At 56.8% G+C, this 17,934-nt stretch carries 16 protein-coding genes; 10 read left to right on the top strand and 6 right to left on the bottom strand.

What is annotated here, in order from left to right; translation table 11 throughout:
* The first annotated feature begins 69 nt into the window (after positions 1–69).
* The 3 genes from uvrD (at position 70) to corA (ending at position 3,539) form a co-directional block, all read left to right on the top strand.
* Complete coding sequence (uvrD, locus tag L3068_RS22295; protein WP_014885645.1) at positions 70–2,232, top strand: DNA helicase II; 2,163 nt, start codon at positions 70–72, stop codon at positions 2,230–2,232.
* Between the two features lie 149 nt (positions 2,233–2,381).
* Positions 2,382–2,438: a YsgD/CorL family protein gene (gene ysgD / locus L3068_RS22290; protein WP_212743980.1), complete on the top strand. Its 57-nt coding sequence runs from the start codon at positions 2,382–2,384 to the stop codon at positions 2,436–2,438.
* A 150-nt stretch (positions 2,439–2,588) separates the two neighbouring features.
* Complete coding sequence (gene corA, locus L3068_RS22285; protein WP_008501540.1) at positions 2,589–3,539, top strand: magnesium/cobalt transporter CorA; 951 nt, start codon at positions 2,589–2,591, stop codon at positions 3,537–3,539.
* A gap of 84 nt (positions 3,540–3,623) precedes the next feature.
* Here the strand turns inward: corA and rarD are convergent, their stop codons facing one another.
* Both rarD and yigI read right to left on the bottom strand, forming a co-directional pair.
* Positions 3,624–4,520, bottom strand: coding sequence for an EamA family transporter RarD (gene rarD, locus L3068_RS22280; RefSeq protein ID WP_117582147.1), 897 nt, complete (start codon positions 4,518–4,520; stop codon positions 3,624–3,626).
* A gap of 51 nt (positions 4,521–4,571) precedes the next feature.
* A complete protein-coding gene (yigI, locus tag L3068_RS22275; protein WP_014885643.1) occupies positions 4,572–5,039 on the bottom strand; it encodes an acyl-CoA thioesterase YigI in 468 nt (155 codons plus the stop codon).
* A gap of 160 nt (positions 5,040–5,199) precedes the next feature.
* Between yigI and pldA the strand changes: the two genes are divergently transcribed.
* From pldA to rhtC, 3 genes are all read left to right on the top strand, one after another.
* Positions 5,200–6,069: a phospholipase A gene (gene pldA / locus L3068_RS22270; protein WP_014885642.1), complete on the top strand. Its 870-nt coding sequence runs from the start codon at positions 5,200–5,202 to the stop codon at positions 6,067–6,069.
* A gap of 90 nt (positions 6,070–6,159) precedes the next feature.
* Positions 6,160–7,989, top strand: coding sequence for an ATP-dependent DNA helicase RecQ (gene recQ / locus L3068_RS22265; protein WP_014885641.1), 1,830 nt, complete (start codon positions 6,160–6,162; stop codon positions 7,987–7,989).
* A gap of 61 nt (positions 7,990–8,050) precedes the next feature.
* Positions 8,051–8,671, top strand: coding sequence for a threonine export protein RhtC (gene rhtC / locus L3068_RS22260; protein WP_025757538.1), 621 nt, complete (start codon positions 8,051–8,053; stop codon positions 8,669–8,671).
* Here the strand turns inward: rhtC and rhtB are convergent.
* Positions 8,668–9,288: a homoserine/homoserine lactone efflux protein gene (gene rhtB, locus L3068_RS22255; RefSeq protein ID WP_014885639.1), complete on the bottom strand. Its 621-nt coding sequence runs from the start codon at positions 9,286–9,288 to the stop codon at positions 8,668–8,670. The two genes, rhtC and rhtB, sit on opposite strands and share 4 nt — an antisense overlap.
* A gap of 111 nt (positions 9,289–9,399) precedes the next feature.
* Here rhtB and pldB point away from each other — a divergent pair, with 111 nt between their 5' ends.
* The 3 genes from pldB to L3068_RS22240 all read left to right on the top strand — a co-directional run bounded on the left by pldB (position 9,400) and on the right by L3068_RS22240 (position 12,206).
* Positions 9,400–10,392, top strand: coding sequence for a lysophospholipase L2 (pldB, locus tag L3068_RS22250; protein ID WP_032629594.1), 993 nt, complete (start codon positions 9,400–9,402; stop codon positions 10,390–10,392).
* A 31-nt stretch (positions 10,393–10,423) separates the two neighbouring features.
* Positions 10,424–11,224: a sugar/pyridoxal phosphate phosphatase YigL gene (gene yigL / locus L3068_RS22245; RefSeq protein WP_023331564.1), complete on the top strand. Its 801-nt coding sequence runs from the start codon at positions 10,424–10,426 to the stop codon at positions 11,222–11,224.
* An 82-nt stretch (positions 11,225–11,306) separates the two neighbouring features.
* Positions 11,307–12,206, top strand: a complete 900-nt coding sequence (locus tag L3068_RS22240) for a carboxylate/amino acid/amine transporter (protein ID WP_014885636.1) — start codon at positions 11,307–11,309, stop codon at positions 12,204–12,206.
* Here L3068_RS22240 and metR read toward each other — a convergent pair.
* Positions 12,094–13,047: an HTH-type transcriptional regulator MetR gene (gene metR, locus L3068_RS22235; RefSeq protein WP_023331563.1), complete on the bottom strand. Its 954-nt coding sequence runs from the start codon at positions 13,045–13,047 to the stop codon at positions 12,094–12,096. The genes L3068_RS22240 and metR overlap by 113 nt on opposite strands.
* Positions 13,048–13,162: 115 nt before the next feature.
* Between metR and metE the strand changes: the two genes are divergently transcribed.
* A complete protein-coding gene (gene metE, locus L3068_RS22230; RefSeq protein WP_117582145.1) occupies positions 13,163–15,424 on the top strand; it encodes a 5-methyltetrahydropteroyltriglutamate--homocysteine S-methyltransferase in 2,262 nt (753 codons plus the stop codon).
* Positions 15,425–15,456: 32 nt separating this feature from the next.
* On the opposite strand, the gene L3068_RS22225 is transcribed toward metE, so the two are convergent.
* Complete coding sequence (locus tag L3068_RS22225) at positions 15,457–16,539, bottom strand: ABC transporter ATP-binding protein (RefSeq protein WP_117582143.1); 1,083 nt, start codon at positions 16,537–16,539, stop codon at positions 15,457–15,459.
* Positions 16,536–17,924: a phosphohexomutase domain-containing protein gene (locus L3068_RS22220; protein WP_117582141.1), complete on the bottom strand. Its 1,389-nt coding sequence runs from the start codon at positions 17,922–17,924 to the stop codon at positions 16,536–16,538. Before L3068_RS22220 ends, L3068_RS22225 begins: the two co-directional genes overlap by 4 nt.
* Positions 17,925–17,934: the final 10 nt, after the last annotated feature.

Raw genomic sequence — 17,934 nt, 5'->3', positions numbered from 1 at the left:
TTGTAGGCCCGGTAAGCGAAGCGCCACCGGGCGTTTTGCTCTGTTCCTGAATACTATGTGACGGTGCCAATGGACGTTTCTTACCTGCTCGACAGCCTTAATGACAAACAGCGTGAAGCCGTAGCGGCCTCGCGCACCAACATGCTGGTGCTGGCAGGGGCGGGCAGTGGTAAGACGCGCGTGCTGGTGCACCGTATCGCGTGGCTGCAGAGCGTGGAAAACTGCTCGCCGTACTCAATCATGGCCGTCACGTTTACCAATAAGGCGGCGGCGGAGATGCGTCACCGTATCGCCCAGTTAATGGGTACCAGCCAGGGCGGCATGTGGGTCGGCACCTTCCACGGCCTGGCGCACCGCCTGCTGCGCGCGCACCATATGGACGCCAACCTGCCGCAGGATTTTCAGATCCTCGACAGCGAAGACCAGCTCCGTCTGCTGAAGCGTCTGATCAAGGCGATGAACCTTGACGAGAAACAGTGGCCGCCGCGTCAGGCGATGTGGTACATCAACGGTCAGAAAGACGAAGGGTTGCGCCCGCACCATATTCAGAGCTTCGGCAACCCGGTGGAGCAGACCTGGCAAAACGTCTACAAAGCCTACCAGGAAGCTTGCGATCGCGCCGGTCTGGTGGATTTCGCCGAGCTGCTGCTGCGCGCCCACGAACTGTGGCTCAACAAACCACATATCCTTCAGCACTACCGTGAACGCTTTACCAATATCCTGGTGGACGAATTCCAGGATACCAACAACATCCAGTACGCATGGATCCGCCTGCTGGCGGGCGACACCGGTAAGGTGATGATCGTGGGGGATGATGACCAGTCGATCTACGGCTGGCGCGGGGCGCAGGTGGAAAACATCCAGCGCTTCCTCAATGACTTCCCCGGCGCACAAACCATCCGTCTGGAGCAGAACTATCGCTCCACCAGCAACATTCTGAGCGCAGCCAACGCCCTGATTGAAAACAACAACGGGCGTCTGGGTAAAAAGCTGTGGACCGACGGCGTCGACGGCGAGCCGATTTCAATTTACTGCGCCTTCAACGAGCTCGACGAAGCCCGCTTCGTGGTGAACCGTATTAAAACCTGGCAGGATAACGGCGGCGCGTTAGAGCAGTGCGCCATTCTCTACCGCAGTAACGCCCAGTCACGCGTGCTGGAAGAGGCGCTGCTGCAGGTAGGTATGCCGTACCGCATTTATGGCGGTATGCGCTTCTTCGAACGTCAGGAAATCAAAGATGCGCTCTCGTATCTGCGTCTGATTGCGAACCGTAATGATGATGCGGCGTTTGAGCGCGTGGTCAACACCCCAACCCGTGGCATTGGCGACCGCACGCTGGACGTGGTGCGTCAGGCCTCGCGTGACCGCCAGCTGACGCTGTGGCAGGCGTGCCGCGAGCTGCTGCAGGAGAAAGCCCTTGCCGGTCGTGCGGCCAGCGCATTGCAGCGCTTCCTTGAGCTGATTGACGCCCTGGCGCAGGAAACCGCCGATATGCCGCTGCACGTGCAGACTGACCGGGTGATCAAAGACTCTGGCCTGCGCACCATGTACGAGCAGGAAAAAGGCGAGAAGGGTCAGACCCGTATTGAGAACTTAGAGGAACTGGTCACGGCAACGCGTCAGTTCAGCTACAACGAAGAAGACGAAGACCTGATGCCGCTGCAGGCGTTCCTTTCCCACGCCGCGCTGGAGGCGGGTGAAGGGCAGGCGGACACATGGCAGGATGCGGTGCAACTGATGACACTGCACTCCGCCAAAGGTCTGGAGTTCCCGCAGGTCTTTATCGTCGGGATGGAAGAGGGGATGTTCCCGAGCCAGATGTCGCTCGATGAAGGCGGACGGCTGGAAGAGGAGCGTCGACTGGCCTATGTGGGCGTGACGCGCGCGATGCAAAAGCTGACGCTAACCTATGCGGAAACCCGCCGCCTGTACGGGAAAGAGGTCTACCACCGTCCGTCTCGCTTTATTGGCGAACTGCCGGAGGAGTGCGTGGAGGAAGTGCGCCTGCGTGCCAGCATCAGCCGCCCTGTCAGCCATCCGCGTATGGGGTCACCGATCTCTGAAACGGACACCGGCTACAAGCTGGGTCAGCGCGTGCGCCATTCGAAGTTTGGCGAAGGCACCATTGTAAATCTGGAAGGCAGCGGCGAGCACAGCCGCCTGCAGGTGGCGTTCCAGGGGCAGGGGATCAAATGGCTGGTGGCCGCTTACGCTAAGCTGGAAACAGTGTAACATTCAGAAAAATATCATTATTTTGTAATAATGTGCTAGCCTTATACGTTGAAGGTCAATTAATGCCCTTCAGCGTTCCGTTGCGTGTTGACGCCACAGTTACTGCTGGCGTAACATGCGCGCACGATTACGCTAAGAGGACATTCGCCTTGGACACACCCAGTAGATACTGGCTCAATTCCCTGTCATCCAGGAACAACTCCTAAGGCTATCTCCCCTTGCTGATGGCCTTAGTGGTTGTCAGCGACTGCATTATTCCCGTCGCGCTGAGTCAGGCTGTTTAATGGTCTGAAACCCAATTTGTTTCTGTGTGCCCACCGAACTGTCCGATATTTTTTGCATTGGGAGTCCCGGTCATGTTGAGCGCATTTCAACTCGAAAATAACCGACTGACTCGGCTTGAAGCCGAAGAGTCACAGCCCCTCATTGATGCCGTATGGGTGGATCTGGTCGAGCCGGACGACGATGAGCGCCTTCGCGTACAATCTGAGCTGGGGCAAAGCCTGGCAACCCGTCCTGAACTGGAAGACATCGAAGCTTCTGCGCGTTTTTTTGAAGATGAAGATGGCCTGCACATTCACTCCTTCTTCTTCTTTGAAGATGCGGAAGACCATGCGGGCAACTCCACCGTGGCCTTTACCATTCGCGACGGTCGCCTGTTTACCCTTCGCGAGCGTGAACTGCCCGCGTTTCGTCTCTACCGCATGCGCGCCCGCAGCCAGGCAATGGTGGACGGCAACGCTTACGAACTGCTGCTCGACCTGTTTGAGACCAAAATTGAACAGCTGGCGGATGAGATTGAAAACATCTACAGCGATCTGGAAAAGCTGAGCCGCGTGATCATGGAAGGCCATCAGGGCGATGAATACGACGAAGCGCTCTCCACGCTGGCCGAGCTGGAAGATATCGGCTGGAAGGTGCGTTTGTGTCTGATGGATACCCAGCGCGCGCTGAACTTCCTCGTACGCAAGGCGCGTCTGCCGGGCGGTCAGCTGGAGCAGGCGCGTGAGATCCTGCGCGATATCGAATCCCTGCTGCCGCACAACGAATCCCTGTTCCAGAAGGTGAACTTCCTGATGCAGGCGGCGATGGGCTTTATTAACATCGAGCAGAACCGCATCATCAAGATCTTCTCGGTGGTATCCGTGGTGTTCCTGCCGCCGACGCTGGTGGCCTCCAGCTATGGGATGAACTTCGAGTTTATGCCGGAGCTGAAGTGGAGCTTTGGTTACCCGGGGGCGATTATCTTTATGATCCTCGCCGGGCTGGCGCCGTATCTGTACTTTAAGCGTCGTAACTGGCTTTGAGAATCCGCCCGGTGGCGCTACGCTTACCGGGCCTACAGAACGTGTAGGCCGGATAAGGCGCAGCCGCCATCCGGCAAAAAGGCACTACAGCCCTTTGCGCACTCTGCGCTGGGTGTAAATCGCATCGGCGACAAAAATCGCCAGCGCTACCCAGATAAAGGCGAACGTCACCATCTTATCTGCGCCCGGCACTTCGCCGTAAAACACCACCGCCAGCAGAAACATCAGCGTCGGGCCGATGTACTGGAAGAAGCCCAGCGTGGAGAGACGCAGACGCGTTGCCGCACCGGTGAAGCACAGCAGAGGAATAGTGGTCACCACGCCTGCCGCCATCAGCATCAGATTCAGCGACCACGGGTTGCTGCCCATATGACTGGTGGCGCTGTCGGCGATACCGAAGAGGTAGATCGCCGCCACCGGCAGCAGCCACAGGGTTTCAAACAGCATCCCCGTTTGGGCTTCCACCGCAATCTTGTTACGTACCAGACCGTAGAACGCAAAGCTGAACGCCAGGCCGAGGGCAATAATCGGCAGCGAGCCGAACGTCCAGAGCTGTACCAGCACGCCGCAGAAGGCCAGAAACACCGCCAGCCACTGCATACGGCGGAAACGTTCGCCGAGGAAAAGCATCCCCAGTACGATGTTCACCAGCGGGTTAATAAAGTAGCCAAGACTGGCTTCGAGCATGTGGTGGTTATTCACCGCCCAGATAAACAGCAGCCAGTTTCCGCCAATGAGCACCGCCGAGAGTGCCAGCAGGAAAACTTTCTTAGGCGTTTTGAGCAGCGTCTTGACGCCGGACCACTGACGGCTGAGGCTCATTAGCGCGATCATAAAGAAAAAGGACCAGATGACGCGGTGAGTGAGGATCTCGTCGGCCGGTACATAAGCGATAAATTTGAAGTACGCCGGTGCAATACCCCAAATAAAATAAGCGGCAAGGGCGAGTAAAACGCCCTGCCGCGTCTGTTTAGCATCCATCGGGAAAATCCGTTACAAAAAAGTGAATTAATTTTACCCGATTTTGCCGCTTCAACCCACCATATAAGTGGCGGTTGCGCTGGCGATATAAACCTGTTCTTCGTTGTGTAATTCTACGCGCGCCACCGCAACTTTATTCCCCGCACGCAGCAGGCTGCTGGAGCAGGTAAAGCGATTGCCGCGTCCGGGGCGAAGATAATCGACGCGTAAATCAATGGTGCCCATGCGTGCCAGACGCTGGCGGAGTTCGTCTTCATTGATGGTGTCATGACGCGTCAGCGTACTGCCCACGCAGACCAGACCAGCCGCCACGTCCAGCGCGGAAGCAATCACCCCGCCGTGCAAAATACTTTGCGCCCAGTTGCCCACCATCATCGGCTGGTTGTTGAAGCTCAACTGGGCAAACTCTTTCTCGTAACGCTCCAGCTCCAGACCCAGCGCACGGTTAAATGGCATATGGTAAACAAAAATCTCGCCCACGAGCTTTAACACTTCTTCAGAGGTAAGCATGGCTGACATGAGGTTTCACATCCCTATTGTTAATGAAATGTTGATTTTATGCCTCAACAATACGGATTTCCACTTTCAGAAACGAGGAGGCGGAAGTTGGCGCAGAAGTCTGTAGAATGCCCGGATAAAATTATTCATTACACGTCACTATTTCAGGAGAACACCACCGATGCGGACGTATCTGGGTTGGTTACTAGCGGCGGTTGCGCTGCCCCTCACAGCATATGCGCAGGAAGCGACAGTTAAAGAAGTGCACGATGCGCCATCCGTACACGGTAGCATCATTGCTAACATGCTTCAGGAGCATGACAATCCGTTCACGCTTTACCCGTATGACACCAACTACGTGATTTACACCCAGACCAGCGATCTGAACAAAGAAGCGATAAGCTCCTATAACTGGTCTGATAATGCGCGTAAAGATGAGGTGAAGTTCCAGTTGAGCCTCGCCTTCCCGTTCTGGCGCGGTATTCTGGGGCCGAACTCGGTACTCGGTGCCTCTTACACGCAGAAATCCTGGTGGCAGCTTTCCAACAGCGGCGAATCTTCGCCGTTCCGTGAAACCAACTATGAGCCGCAGCTGTTCCTTGGCTTTGCAACGGATTATGAATTTGCCGGATGGACGTTGCGTGACGTCGAAGTCGGCTTTAATCACGATTCTAACGGCCGTTCCGACCCCACGTCTCGTAGCTGGAACCGTGCCTATACGCGCCTGATGGCGCAGAACGGCAACTGGATGGTGGAAGTGAAGCCGTGGTATGTGGTGGGGAGCACCGACGATAACCCGGATATCACCAAATATATGGGTTACTACCAGCTCAAGGTCGGCTACCAGTTAGGCGATGCCGTGCTGAGCGCGAAAGGCCAGTACAACTGGAATACCGGCTACGGTGGTGCGGAAGTGGGCCTGAGCTATCCGGTAACGAAGCACGTGCGCCTCTATACGCAGGTGTACAGCGGTTACGGCGAGTCGCTGATCGACTATAACTTCAACCAGACCCGCGTGGGTGTGGGCGTAATGCTGAACGATATTCTCTAAGCTGCTCGAATGTTTTTGCGTTAAACGTTGAAGTTTCTCTCTCAGGCGCTGAAAATAGCGCCTGTTTCATTTCTGGCATATGGGGTTAACGTGGCGCAGGCGGAAGTATTGAATCAGGAGTCGCTGGCTAAACAGGTTTTGCATGAAACCTTTGGCTACCAGCAGTTCCGCCCTGGCCAGGAAACCATCATTGAAACCGTGCTGGAAGGCCGTGATTGTCTGGTCGTTATGCCGACCGGCGGCGGGAAATCACTCTGTTATCAGGTGCCCGCGCTGGTGCTTAACGGCCTGACGGTCGTGGTATCGCCCCTTATTTCTCTGATGAAAGACCAGGTTGATCAACTGCTCGCCAACGGCGTGGCGGCGGCCTGTCTTAATTCCACGCAAACCCGGGAGCAGCAGCAAGAGGTGATGGCCGGGTGTCGCACCGGGCAGGTTCGTCTGCTGTATATCGCGCCGGAACGCCTGATGCTGGATAACTTCCTCGACCATCTCGCACACTGGAACCCGGTCCTGCTGGCGGTGGATGAAGCGCACTGTATCTCGCAGTGGGGGCACGATTTCCGCCCGGAATATGCCGCCCTCGGCCAGCTCCGTCAGCGCTTCCCGGAACTGCCGTTTATGGCGCTTACCGCCACGGCAGATGATACGACGCGTCTGGATATCGTTCGCCTGCTGGGGCTGAATGATCCCTATATTCAGGTCAGCAGTTTCGACCGCCCTAACATCCGCTACATGCTGATGGAAAAATTCAAGCCGCTGGATCAGCTCCTGCGCTATGTCCAGGAACAGCGCGGCAAGTCGGGCATTATTTACTGCAACAGTCGGGCGAAGGTGGAAGACACCGCCGCGCGTCTGCAAAACCGTGGCTTTAGCGCCGCGGCGTATCATGCCGGGCTGGAGAACCACATCCGCGCGGATGTGCAGGAGAAATTCCAGCGTGACGACCTGCAGATTGTGGTCGCGACGGTGGCGTTTGGAATGGGGATTAACAAGCCCAACGTGCGTTTTGTGGTGCATTTCGACATCCCGCGTAATATCGAATCCTACTATCAGGAAACCGGCCGCGCCGGGCGTGATGGTCTGCCTGCGGAAGCGATGCTGTTTTACGATCCAGCCGATATGGCGTGGCTGCGCCGCTGTCTGGAAGAGAAACCGCAGGGACAGCTGCAGGATATCGAACGCCATAAGCTCAACGCGATGGGGGCGTTTGCCGAAGCGCAAACCTGCCGCCGTCTGGTGCTGCTCAACTATTTTGGTGAAGGGCGACAGGAGCCGTGCGGCAACTGCGATATCTGCCTGGATCCGCCGAAGCAGTACGATGGCCTGATGGACGCGCGTAAGGCGCTTTCGACCATTTACCGTGTGAATCAACGCTTCGGGATGGGTTACGTGGTGGAAGTGTTGCGCGGCGCCAATAACCAGCGTATCCGCGACATGGGCCACGACAAACTGCCGGTATACGGGATCGGTAAAGATCAGAGCCACGAGCACTGGGTTAGCATTATTCGTCAGCTGATTCACCTCGGATTTGCCACGCAGAACATCGCTCAGCACTCGGCGCTACAGCTGACCGAAGCCGCGCGTCCGGTGTTGCGCGGTGACGTTGAACTGAAGCTCGCCGTACCGCGCGTGGTCGCCCTCAAACCACGCGTGATGCAGAAATCCTACGGCGGTAACTATGACCGCAAGCTGTTTGCCAAACTGCGTAAGCTGCGTAAAGCCATTGCTGATGAAGAGAACATCCCGCCTTACGTGGTGTTCAACGACGCGACGCTGATTGAGATGGCGGAACAGATGCCGCTCAGCGCCAGCGAAATGCTCAGCGTTAACGGCGTCGGCACGCGCAAGCTGGAGCGCTTCGGTAAAGAGTTTATGGCGCTTATCCGTTCTCACGTTGACGGAGATGATGAGGAGTAGTCAGCCGGCCAAAAAAGTGCCAGTATGATGACTCACTGAATTATTTCCCTGCGAGCCAATTATGTTAATGCTATTTCTCACCGTGGCGTTAGTGCACATCGTTGCGCTGATGAGCCCGGGCCCTGACTTTTTCTTCGTATCGCAAACAGCAGTCAGTCGTTCCCGTAAAGAGGCGATGATGGGCGTGCTCGGTATTACCATGGGCGTCATGGTCTGGGCGGCCGTTGCGCTGCTCGGTTTGAACCTGATCCTGGCGAAGATGGCCTGGCTGCATAACATTATTATGGTTGGCGGTGGCCTGTACCTGTGCTGGATGGGCTACCAGATGCTGCGCGGGGCGCTGAAAAAAGAAGAGAAAAAACCGCAAGAGCCTAAGGTGGAGCTGGCAACGGGTGGACGGAGCTTTGTAAAAGGGCTGCTGACCAACCTGGCGAATCCGAAAGCGATTATCTATTTCGGCTCGGTGTTCTCGCTGTTTGTGGGCGACAGCGTTGGCGCGGGCGCACGTTGGGGCATTTTCCTGCTTATCGTCGTGGAGACCTTCGCGTGGTTCACTATCGTGGCAAGCCTGTTTGCCTTACCGGCGATGCGCCGTGGCTACCAGCGTATCGCGAAGTGGATCGATGGCTTCGCCGGCGCGCTGTTTGCCGGCTTCGGCATTCATCTCATCATTTCTCGCTAAGCATGACGCGCTGACGCAAGCAGCGCGCCAACCAGCATAAACAGCGAGCCAAACACTTTGTTCAGGGCCTTCATCTGCTTAGGCCCTTTTATCCATCCGGCAATCCGCTGTGCCAGCGTCGCGTAACCAATCATCACGATAATATCGACAATAATTGTGGTCGCACCCAGCACCACGTACTGCATCACCTGAGGCTGGTGCGGCACGATAAACTGTGGGAACAGCGCGGCGAGGAACACAATGCTTTTCGGGTTGGTCAGGTTGACGAATACTGCCCGCTTAAACAGATGACCACGGTTTTGCGTCTGCGCGAGCGTATTCAGGTTAATGGCGCCAGCCGCGCGCCACTGCTGAATACCCAGCCAGATAAGATATGCCGCACCGGCCCATTTCAGCACTTCAAACGCCAGCACCGAGCGGGAGAATAGCGTTCCCAGCCCAATCCCGACCAGGACGATGTGAATGCCCAGCCCGGTTTGCAAACCGGCAATCGACGCCGCCGCCCCGCGATAGCCGTGGTTGATGGAGGTAGTCATGGTGTTAATCGCACCCGAACCCGGTGAAAGGCTCAGGATGATGGATGTCAGCAGGTAGGCGAACCACCACTCGAAGGTCATTTGAAACTCCCGAATCGTCTGTTTTTATGCCACAATACGCTATTGATGAGTCATTTTGTGACCGGTTACGAAAAAAAACGATATTCCCTGGATTACGTGAGTGGAAACCCAATGTTTCAGCAGAAAAAGGACTGGGAAACACGAGAAAACGCATTTGCTGCTTTCTCTATGGGGCCGCTGACCGATTTCTGGCGGCAGCGTGAGGAAGATGAGTTTACGGGCGTCGGGGGCATCCCGGTACGCTTCGTTCGTTTCCGTGATGAGAAAAATGACCGGGTAATCGTGGTTTGCCCGGGGCGCATTGAAAGCTACGTTAAATACGCCGAACTGGCATACGATCTGGTCCATATGGGGTTCGATGTGCTTATCATCGACCACCGTGGACAGGGGCTGTCCGGACGCATGCTACAGGACACGCACCGTGGACATGTCGATCGCTTCAGCGATTACGTCGACGATTTTGCCGCGTTCTGGCAGCAGGAAGTGCAGCCCGGTCCCTGGCGTAAGCGCTATATCCTTGCGCACTCCATGGGTGGCGCTATTTCGACGCTGTTTTTGCAGCGGTATCAACACCAGTGTGATGCCATTGCGCTAACCGCGCCGATGTACGGTATCGTCATACGTTTCCCCGACTGGATGGTGCGTCATCTTCTCGACTGGGCTGAGGGCCATCAGCGCATTCGTGAAGGCTATGCCATCGGGACCGGACGCTGGCGTGCGCTGCCGTTCGCCATCAACGTCTTAACCCACAGTCGGCAGCGTTATCGCCGCAACCTGCGCTTTTATGCCGATGAACCGCGCTTACGCGTCGGTGGCCCGACCTGGCACTGGGTGCGGGAGGGGATTCTGGCCGGTGAACAGGTGCTGGCGGGGGTAGGTGATGATGACACGCCAACACTCCTGATTCAGGCTGAAGAAGAGCGTGTGGTCGATAACCGCATGCATGACCGTTATTGTGAATTGCGCGCCGCCGCCGGTCACCCTTGTGAAGGGGGAAAACCGCTGGTCATCAACGGCGCTTACCATGAGATCCTTTTCGAAAAGGACGCTATGCGCTCAGTCGCGCTCAACGCCATTGTTGAATTTTTCAACAGGCATAACTGATTATTGTTTTCCACCAGAGGTTGAAATCCCTATGTACCAGGTTGTTGCATCTGATTTAGATGGCACGCTGCTTTCCCCTGACCACACCCTGTCGCCTTACGCGAAAGAGACCTTAAAGCTTCTGACTGCCCGTGGCGTGAACTTTGTGTTTGCCACCGGCCGCCACCACGTAGACGTGGGGCAGATCCGCGATAATCTTGAGATCAAATCGTACATGATCACCTCCAACGGTGCGCGCGTGCATGATACTGACGGTAACCTGATCTTTACCCATAACCTGGATCGCGATATTGCCGCCGATCTCTTCGGCGTGGTGCATAACAACCCGGCTATCATCACCAACGTGTACCGCAACGACGACTGGTTCATGAACCGCCACCGCCCGGATGAAATGCGTTTCTTCAAGGAAGCGGTATTTAACTACTCCCTGTACGAGCCGGGCCTTCTTGAGCCGGAAGGTATCAGTAAGGTGTTCTTCACCTGCGATAGCCATGAAGAACTGCTCCCACTGGAACAGGCGATCAACGCCCGCTGGGGCGATCGCGTCAACGTGAGCTTCTCAACCCTGACCTGTCTGGAAGTGATGGCGGGGGGCGTCTCCAAAGGTCACGCGCTGGAAGCGGTCGCGAAACGTCTGGGTTTCGCGCTGAAAGACTGCATCGCTTTTGGTGATGGCATGAACGACGCTGAAATGCTCTCCATGGCAGGCAAGGGCTGCATCATGCAGAACGCGCATCAGCGTCTGAAAGATCTGCACCCGGAACTGGAAGTGATTGGTTCCAACGCTGATAACGCGGTACCGAAATACCTGCGCAAGCTGTTCCTTGAATAATCTTCATTCGGTTGTTTGTTGACCAGATGTCAACTGAAGAGTCCGCTACAATGCCTGTCCTTCTTTCTGAGAGACAAGCATTGTGGCGCTACTCATTATCACCACTATCCTGTGGGCCTTCTCCTTTAGCCTGATTGGCGAGTACCTTGCCGGTTCGGTCGACAGCTACTTCTCGGTGCTGATGCGCGTGGGGCTGGCGGCGCTGGTATTTCTGCCGTTTCTGCGCACGCGTGGTCAATCGCTGAAAACGATTGTGCTGTACATGCTGGTGGGCGCGATGCAGTTGGGCATCATGTATCTGTTCAGCTTCCGGGCTTACGTCTATTTGTCCGTCTCTGAATTCCTGCTCTTTACCGTGTTGACGCCGCTCTATATTACGTTGATTTACGACCTGCTCAGCAGGCGTCGTCTGCGCTGGGGATACCTGCTGAGCGCGGCGCTGGCGGTGATTGGCGCGGCAATTATTCGCTATGACAAAGTCAGCGATCACTTCTGGACCGGGTTGATGTTCGTCCAGCTCGCCAACATCAGTTTCGCCATCGGCATGGTGGGCTACAAACGCCTGATGGAAACCCGCCCGATGCCTCAGCACAATGCATTTGCGTGGTTCTATATGGGCGCGGCGATTGTCGCGGTATCGGCGTGGTTTCTGCTCGGTAACCCGCAAAAGCTGCCGACCACGTCGGTGCAGTGGGGCGTTCTGGTCTGGCTGGGCGTGGTGGCGTCAGGGCTGGGTTACTTCATGTGGAACTACGGCGCGACGCAGGTCGACGCCGGAACGCTCGGGATAATGAACAACGTGCACGTCCCGGCGGGGCTGCTGGTCAACCTCGCCATCTGGCAGCAGCAACCGCACTGGCCGAGCTTCCTTATTGGGGGAGCGGTGATCCTGGCTTCACTGTGGGTCCATCGCCGCTGGGTCGCTCCGCGCTCCGCACAAACGGAAGATGGTCGCACGCGTGGTTCCGCGCTGAGCGAATAAACGCTTCTGTCACCGGCTGACGCTGCTCGCCATCGCGCACGGCAGCGTACAGACGGCTCCACAGTCCTTCACCCAGGGTTTTGGTCACCACCAGGCCCTGGCGTTCAAAACTCTCCACCACCCAGTGCGGCAGCGCCGCGATGCCCATGTTGGCGGCAACCATCTGAATCAACAGCAGGGTGTTATCCACGCTTTTCAGCTGCGGGCTAATGCCTGCCGGCTGCAGGAAATGACGCCAGATATCCAGGCGACTGCGCTGAACCGGATAAATCAGCAGCGTTTCTGTTGCCAGGTCTTCCGGCGTGATGCGCGTTTTAGCCGCCAGCGGATGATCCGGTGCCAGCACCAGGCGCACTTCAAAATCAAACATCGGCGAATAGTGCAGGCCGCTGCGCGGCAGAATGTCGGAGGTCATCACCAGATCCAACTCACCCTGCTGCAGCGAGGGTTGCGGGTCGAACGTCACACCGGATTTAAAATCCATCTCCACCTGCGGCCACTTCTGGCGGAAGTTCTCAAGCGCAGGGGTCAGCCATTGAATACAGCTGTGGCACTCAATGGCGATGCGCAGTTTTGTCTGCTGCGGCTCGTTACAGGACTGTAGCGCGCTGGCGATCTGCGGCAGGACCTGATTCGCCAGTTGAAGAAGAATTTCACCCTGCGGCGTAAAGCGCAGAGGTTGGCTCTTACGCACAAAAAGACGAAATCCGAGGCGTTGTTCCAGATCGCTGAACTGGTGAGAAAGGGCAGACTGGGTCTGGTGCAGCGTGGCCGCAGCCGCCGCGAGCGATCCGCAGTTCCGCAACGCTTGCAGCGTTTTCAGGTGTTTTATCTCGATCATGAAAGTCCTTCACTTCGCCATGAACATTTTGCGCTTGAGGAATATACAGTACCTGCCAATTATAGATGTGTAAACATCTGGACGTCTAAATAGCGAAATTCACAAGGGGCATAACATGACAATCCGCAATCACACTCTCGGTTTCCCTCGCGTTGGCCTGCGTCGCGAGCTGAAAAAAGCGCAAGAAAGCTACTGGGCGGGTAACGCTACCCGTGAAGAACTACTGACCGTGGGGCGCGAGCTGCGCGCCCGTCACTGGGATCAGCAAAAGCAGGCGGGCATTGACCTGCTGCCGGTGGGCGATTTCGCCTGGTACGACCATGTTCTGACGACCAGCCTGCTGCTGGGCAACGTGCCGGCTCGTCATCAGAACAAAGATGGATCGGTAGATATCGATACCCTGTTCCGCATCGGCCGTGGTCGTGCGCCAACGGGTGAACCCGCGGCAGCGGCGGAAATGACCAAGTGGTTTAACACCAACTATCACTATATGGTGCCGGAGTTCGTAAAAGATCAGCAGTTCAAACTGACCTGGACACAGCTTCTGGACGAAGTCGACGAAGCGCTGGCGCTGGGCCACCAGGTGAAACCGGTGCTGCTCGGACCGGTAACCTACCTGTGGCTGGGCAAAGTCAAAGGCGAGCCGTTTGACCGCCTCAGCCTGCTGAAGGACATTCTGCCCGTCTACAAACAGGTACTGATTGAGCTGGGTAAACGCGGCATTCAGTGGGTGCAAATCGACGAACCTGCTTTGGTGCTTGAGCTGCCCCAGGTTTGGCTCGATGCCTTCAAACCGGCGTATGACGCGCTTACCGGGCAGGTGAAGCTGTTGCTGACCACCTATTTCGAGGGCGTGACGCCTAACCTGAGCACGATTGCCGCGCTGCCGGTTCAGGGCCTGCATGTTGACCTGGTTCACGGCAAAGATGACGTGAAGGAACTGCACAAACGTCTGCCCGCAGACTGGCTGCTCTCAGCGGGGCTGGTAAACGGTCGTAACGTCTGGCGTGCCGATCTCACCGAAAAGTATGCTCAAATTAAAGACATTGTCGGTAAACGTGAGCTGTGGGTGGCCTCATCATGTTCACTGTTGCACAGCCCGATCGATCTGAGCGTGGAGACCCGTCTCGACCCGGAAGTGAAAAGCTGGTTTGCCTTCGCCCTGCAAAAATGTGAAGAACTGGCGCTGCTGCGCGACGCGCTGAACAGCGGTGACACGGCGGCGATTACCGAATGGAGCGCCCCGATTCAGGCGCGCCGTCATTCGGCACGCGTGCATAATCCGGCAGTGGAAAAACGTCTGGCGGCCATCACCGCTCAGGACAGCCAGCGCCAGAGTCCGTATGAAGTCCGTGCCGAAGCCCAGCGCGCCCGCTTCAACCTGCCCGCATGGCCAACCACGACGATCGGTTCATTCCCACAAACGACCGAGATCCGCGGCCTGCGTCTCGACTTCAAAAAGGGCAATCTGGATGCGAATCACTACCGTACCGGCATTGCTGAGCACATCAGGCAGGCGATCATCGAGCAGGAGCGTTTAGGTCTGGACGTGCTGGTGCACGGTGAAGCCGAGCGTAACGACATGGTGGAATACTTCGGTGAACACCTGGACGGCTTCGTGTTTACCCAGAATGGCTGGGTGCAGAGCTACGGTTCCCGCTGCGTGAAGCCACCGGTGGTGATCGGTGACGTCAGCCGCCCGGAAGCGATTACGGTGGCGTGGGCGAAGTATGCTCAGTCTCTGACCGACAAGCCAGTAAAAGGCATGCTGACCGGGCCGGTGACCATTCTGTGCTGGTCGTTCCCGCGTGAAGACGTGACCCGTGAAACCATTGCGAAGCAAATCGCGCTGGCGCTGCGTGATGAGGTGGCGGATCTGGAAGACGCTGGCATTGGCATTATCCAGATTGACGAACCGGCGTTACGAGAAGGTTTGCCGCTGCGCCGCAGCGACTGGGATGACTATCTGAAGTGGGGCGTGGAAGCCTTCCGCATCAATGCGGCGGTGGCGAAGGACGACACGCAGATCCACACCCATATGTGTTACTGCGAATTTAACGACATTATGGATTCCATTGCCGCGCTGGATGCCGACGTGATCACCATCGAGACCTCGCGTTCAGATATGGAGCTGCTCGAGTCGTTTGAAGAGTTCGACTATCCAAACGAAATCGGACCGGGGGTGTACGACATTCACTCCCCGAACGTGCCGAGCGTGGAGTGGATTGAAGCCCTGCTGAAAAAAGCCGCTCAGCGTATTCCGGCAGAGCGCCTGTGGGTGAACCCGGACTGCGGCCTTAAAACCCGCGGCTGGCCGGAAACCCGCGCAGCGCTCGCCAACATGGTGAAGGCAGCGCAGCATTTGCGTCAGGGGTAAGTCTGCGCATTTCCCGCCGCCTGATACTCTACTCAGGCGGCATTTTCCGTCATTGCAATCCGCTTGCCTGCCGCGTCAAAGAGATGTAGATGAGCCTCCTGCACGGTCAGCGTGATACGTTGCTGCGCAGGCAGACTCAGTTGCTGGAAGGATTTCAGGCACACGGCATGCCCTGCCACGTCCAGCCACACCAGGGTTGAATCTCCCTGCAGTTCGCATAACCGCGTTTTCCCGCTCAGGCTAAAATCCCCCGGCTGCTGATAATCCAGGTGTTCAGGGCGGATCGCGACAAATACCGATTCCCCCTCCTGAATGTCTGCGGGCTGACGCGAAAGCGGGAAGACGGTATCAGGGTCGATATGCAATGCCCCCTGCTGCCAGATGGCGGGTAACATATTGATTTTTGGCGTACCGATGAATTCGGCCACGAAGCGGTTCGCCGGGGTGTTGTACAGTTCAAGCGGCGTACCCGTTTGCTCAATATTGCCTTTACACATCACCACGATACGGTCGGCCAGCGTCATCGCCTCGACCTGATCGTGCGTGACGTAAATCATGGTGTTTTTCAGGGTATTATGGAGTTGCTGGATCTCCTGGCGCATTTCAACCCGCAGAGCGGCGTCAAGGTTGGAAAGGGGTTCGTCAAACAGGAACAGCGCGGGCTGCTGGACAATAGAACGACCTATCGCCACGCGCTGGCGCTGGCCGCCGGAGAGGTGTTGCGGAAGCCTGTCGAGCAGCTCGTCCAGCCTGAGCATGTTGGCGGCATGGGTGATGCGCTGCGCAATGTCGGCCTCCGGGGTGCGGATATTGCGTAAGCCAAAGGCGAGGTTCTCCCGCACGGTCATATGCGGATAAAGTGCGTAGGACTGGAAAACCATCGATAAGCTCCGCTTGCCCGCCGCCAGGTGGGTGACATCCTCATTGCCCATCATCAGCATGCCACTGTCTGGCGCCTCTAATCCCGCGATCATGCGCAGCAGCGTTGATTTCCCGCACCCGGAGGGGCCCACAAGAACGATAAATTCTCCTGATGCTATCTCCAGTGACAGATCCGCCACGATGACGTTTTTATCGTACTTTTTATGAATATGTCGTAATGAAAGGGCGGTCATAATGTCTCCTGAGCCCCTTGTAGGGCAGAAATCAGCATCAGCACTTCATGAGTTTTATGGACAAGCAGAGCGGTATCTCCCCGCGCTTCAACATTAAGGCGAACCAGCGGCTCGGTATTGGAGGCGCGGAGGTTAAAACGCCAGTCTGCGAAGGACAGGCTCAGGCCGTCGCAGTTGTCGCGTTCGCATGCGACCGGGGCATAGTGCGCGGCGACGTCATTGAGGAGTGCGGCGGGCTCGTTGACCGTCAGATTGATTTCACCAGACACCGGATAGCGGGCCTGTGCGTGACGCATAAGATGAGAGAGCGGCTGCGCGTCTGCGCCCAGGATCTGGAGCATCAGGATCAGCGGGATCATGCCGCTATCGCAGTAGCCAAAATCGCGAAAATAGTGATGGCCACTCATCTCGCCGCCGTAAATGGCATTTTCCCTTCGCATCCGGGCTTTCAGGAAGGCATGCCCAGTTTTACTCACGATTGCGCTACCGCCGCAACGGGCGACCGTGTCGAGCGTGTTCCAGATTAAGCGGGGATCAAGAATGATACGGCTGCCGGGATAGCGTCGCAGAAAATGTTCGGCAAACAGCCCCACGAGATAATAGTTCTCAACGTAATCCCCGCGCTCGTCGAAGAAAAAGCAACGATCGAAATCGCCATCCCAGGCGATGCCAGCATCGGCGTGATGTTCGATGACGGCCAGTCGGGTGCTTTGCCGGTTTTCAGGCAGCATCGGGTTAGGTACGCCAGCGGGAAAGCGGCCATCTGGCTGGTGATGAATACGGATAAACTCGACCGGTACACCGGCACGCTTTAAGCCCTCATCAAGCGCATCTAGCGCCGGACCTGCGGTGCCGTGCCCGGCGTTGACCACCAGGCGTAACGTTCGCGTTGGGGACGTAGTGATAAATCGCAGCAGAGCGTTCACCCAGGCCGGGCGATTGTCGAAGGGAAAAATGCCCCCACGACGCACGCAGGGTGGAAAGCGGTTCTGTTCTGCCAGCGCTTTGATCTCCAGCAGACCGTTGTCATTACTGATCGGGCGCGCCTCAAGGCCAACCAGCTTAAAGCCGTTGTAATGGGCGGGATTGTGGCTCGCCGTCACCTGGATCCCTCCGTCTGCCCGCAATTCCCGGGTGGCGAAATAGACCTCTTCCGTACCGGTCATGCCCAGGTCGATAACATCGACGCCGCCTGCGGTAAGCCCGTCGATCAGGGCCGTTTTTAGCGCCTCCGAGCTGAGGCGGACATCAGCGCCTACTACCACGCGCCGGGGATGCAGCCAGACGGCGTACGCCCTTCCGATGCGACGCGCAATGTCAGGGGTGAGATTGACGTCAACTTCGCCACGAATGTCATAGGTTTTAAAGCACGTTAGTTCATCCATAGTTCACTCT

The organism is Enterobacter cloacae complex sp. ECL414 (assembly GCF_021869685.1).
Taxonomy (GTDB): Bacteria; Pseudomonadota; Gammaproteobacteria; order Enterobacterales; family Enterobacteriaceae; genus Enterobacter; species Enterobacter kobei.
This window is presented reverse-complemented; position numbering and strand designations above follow the sequence as displayed.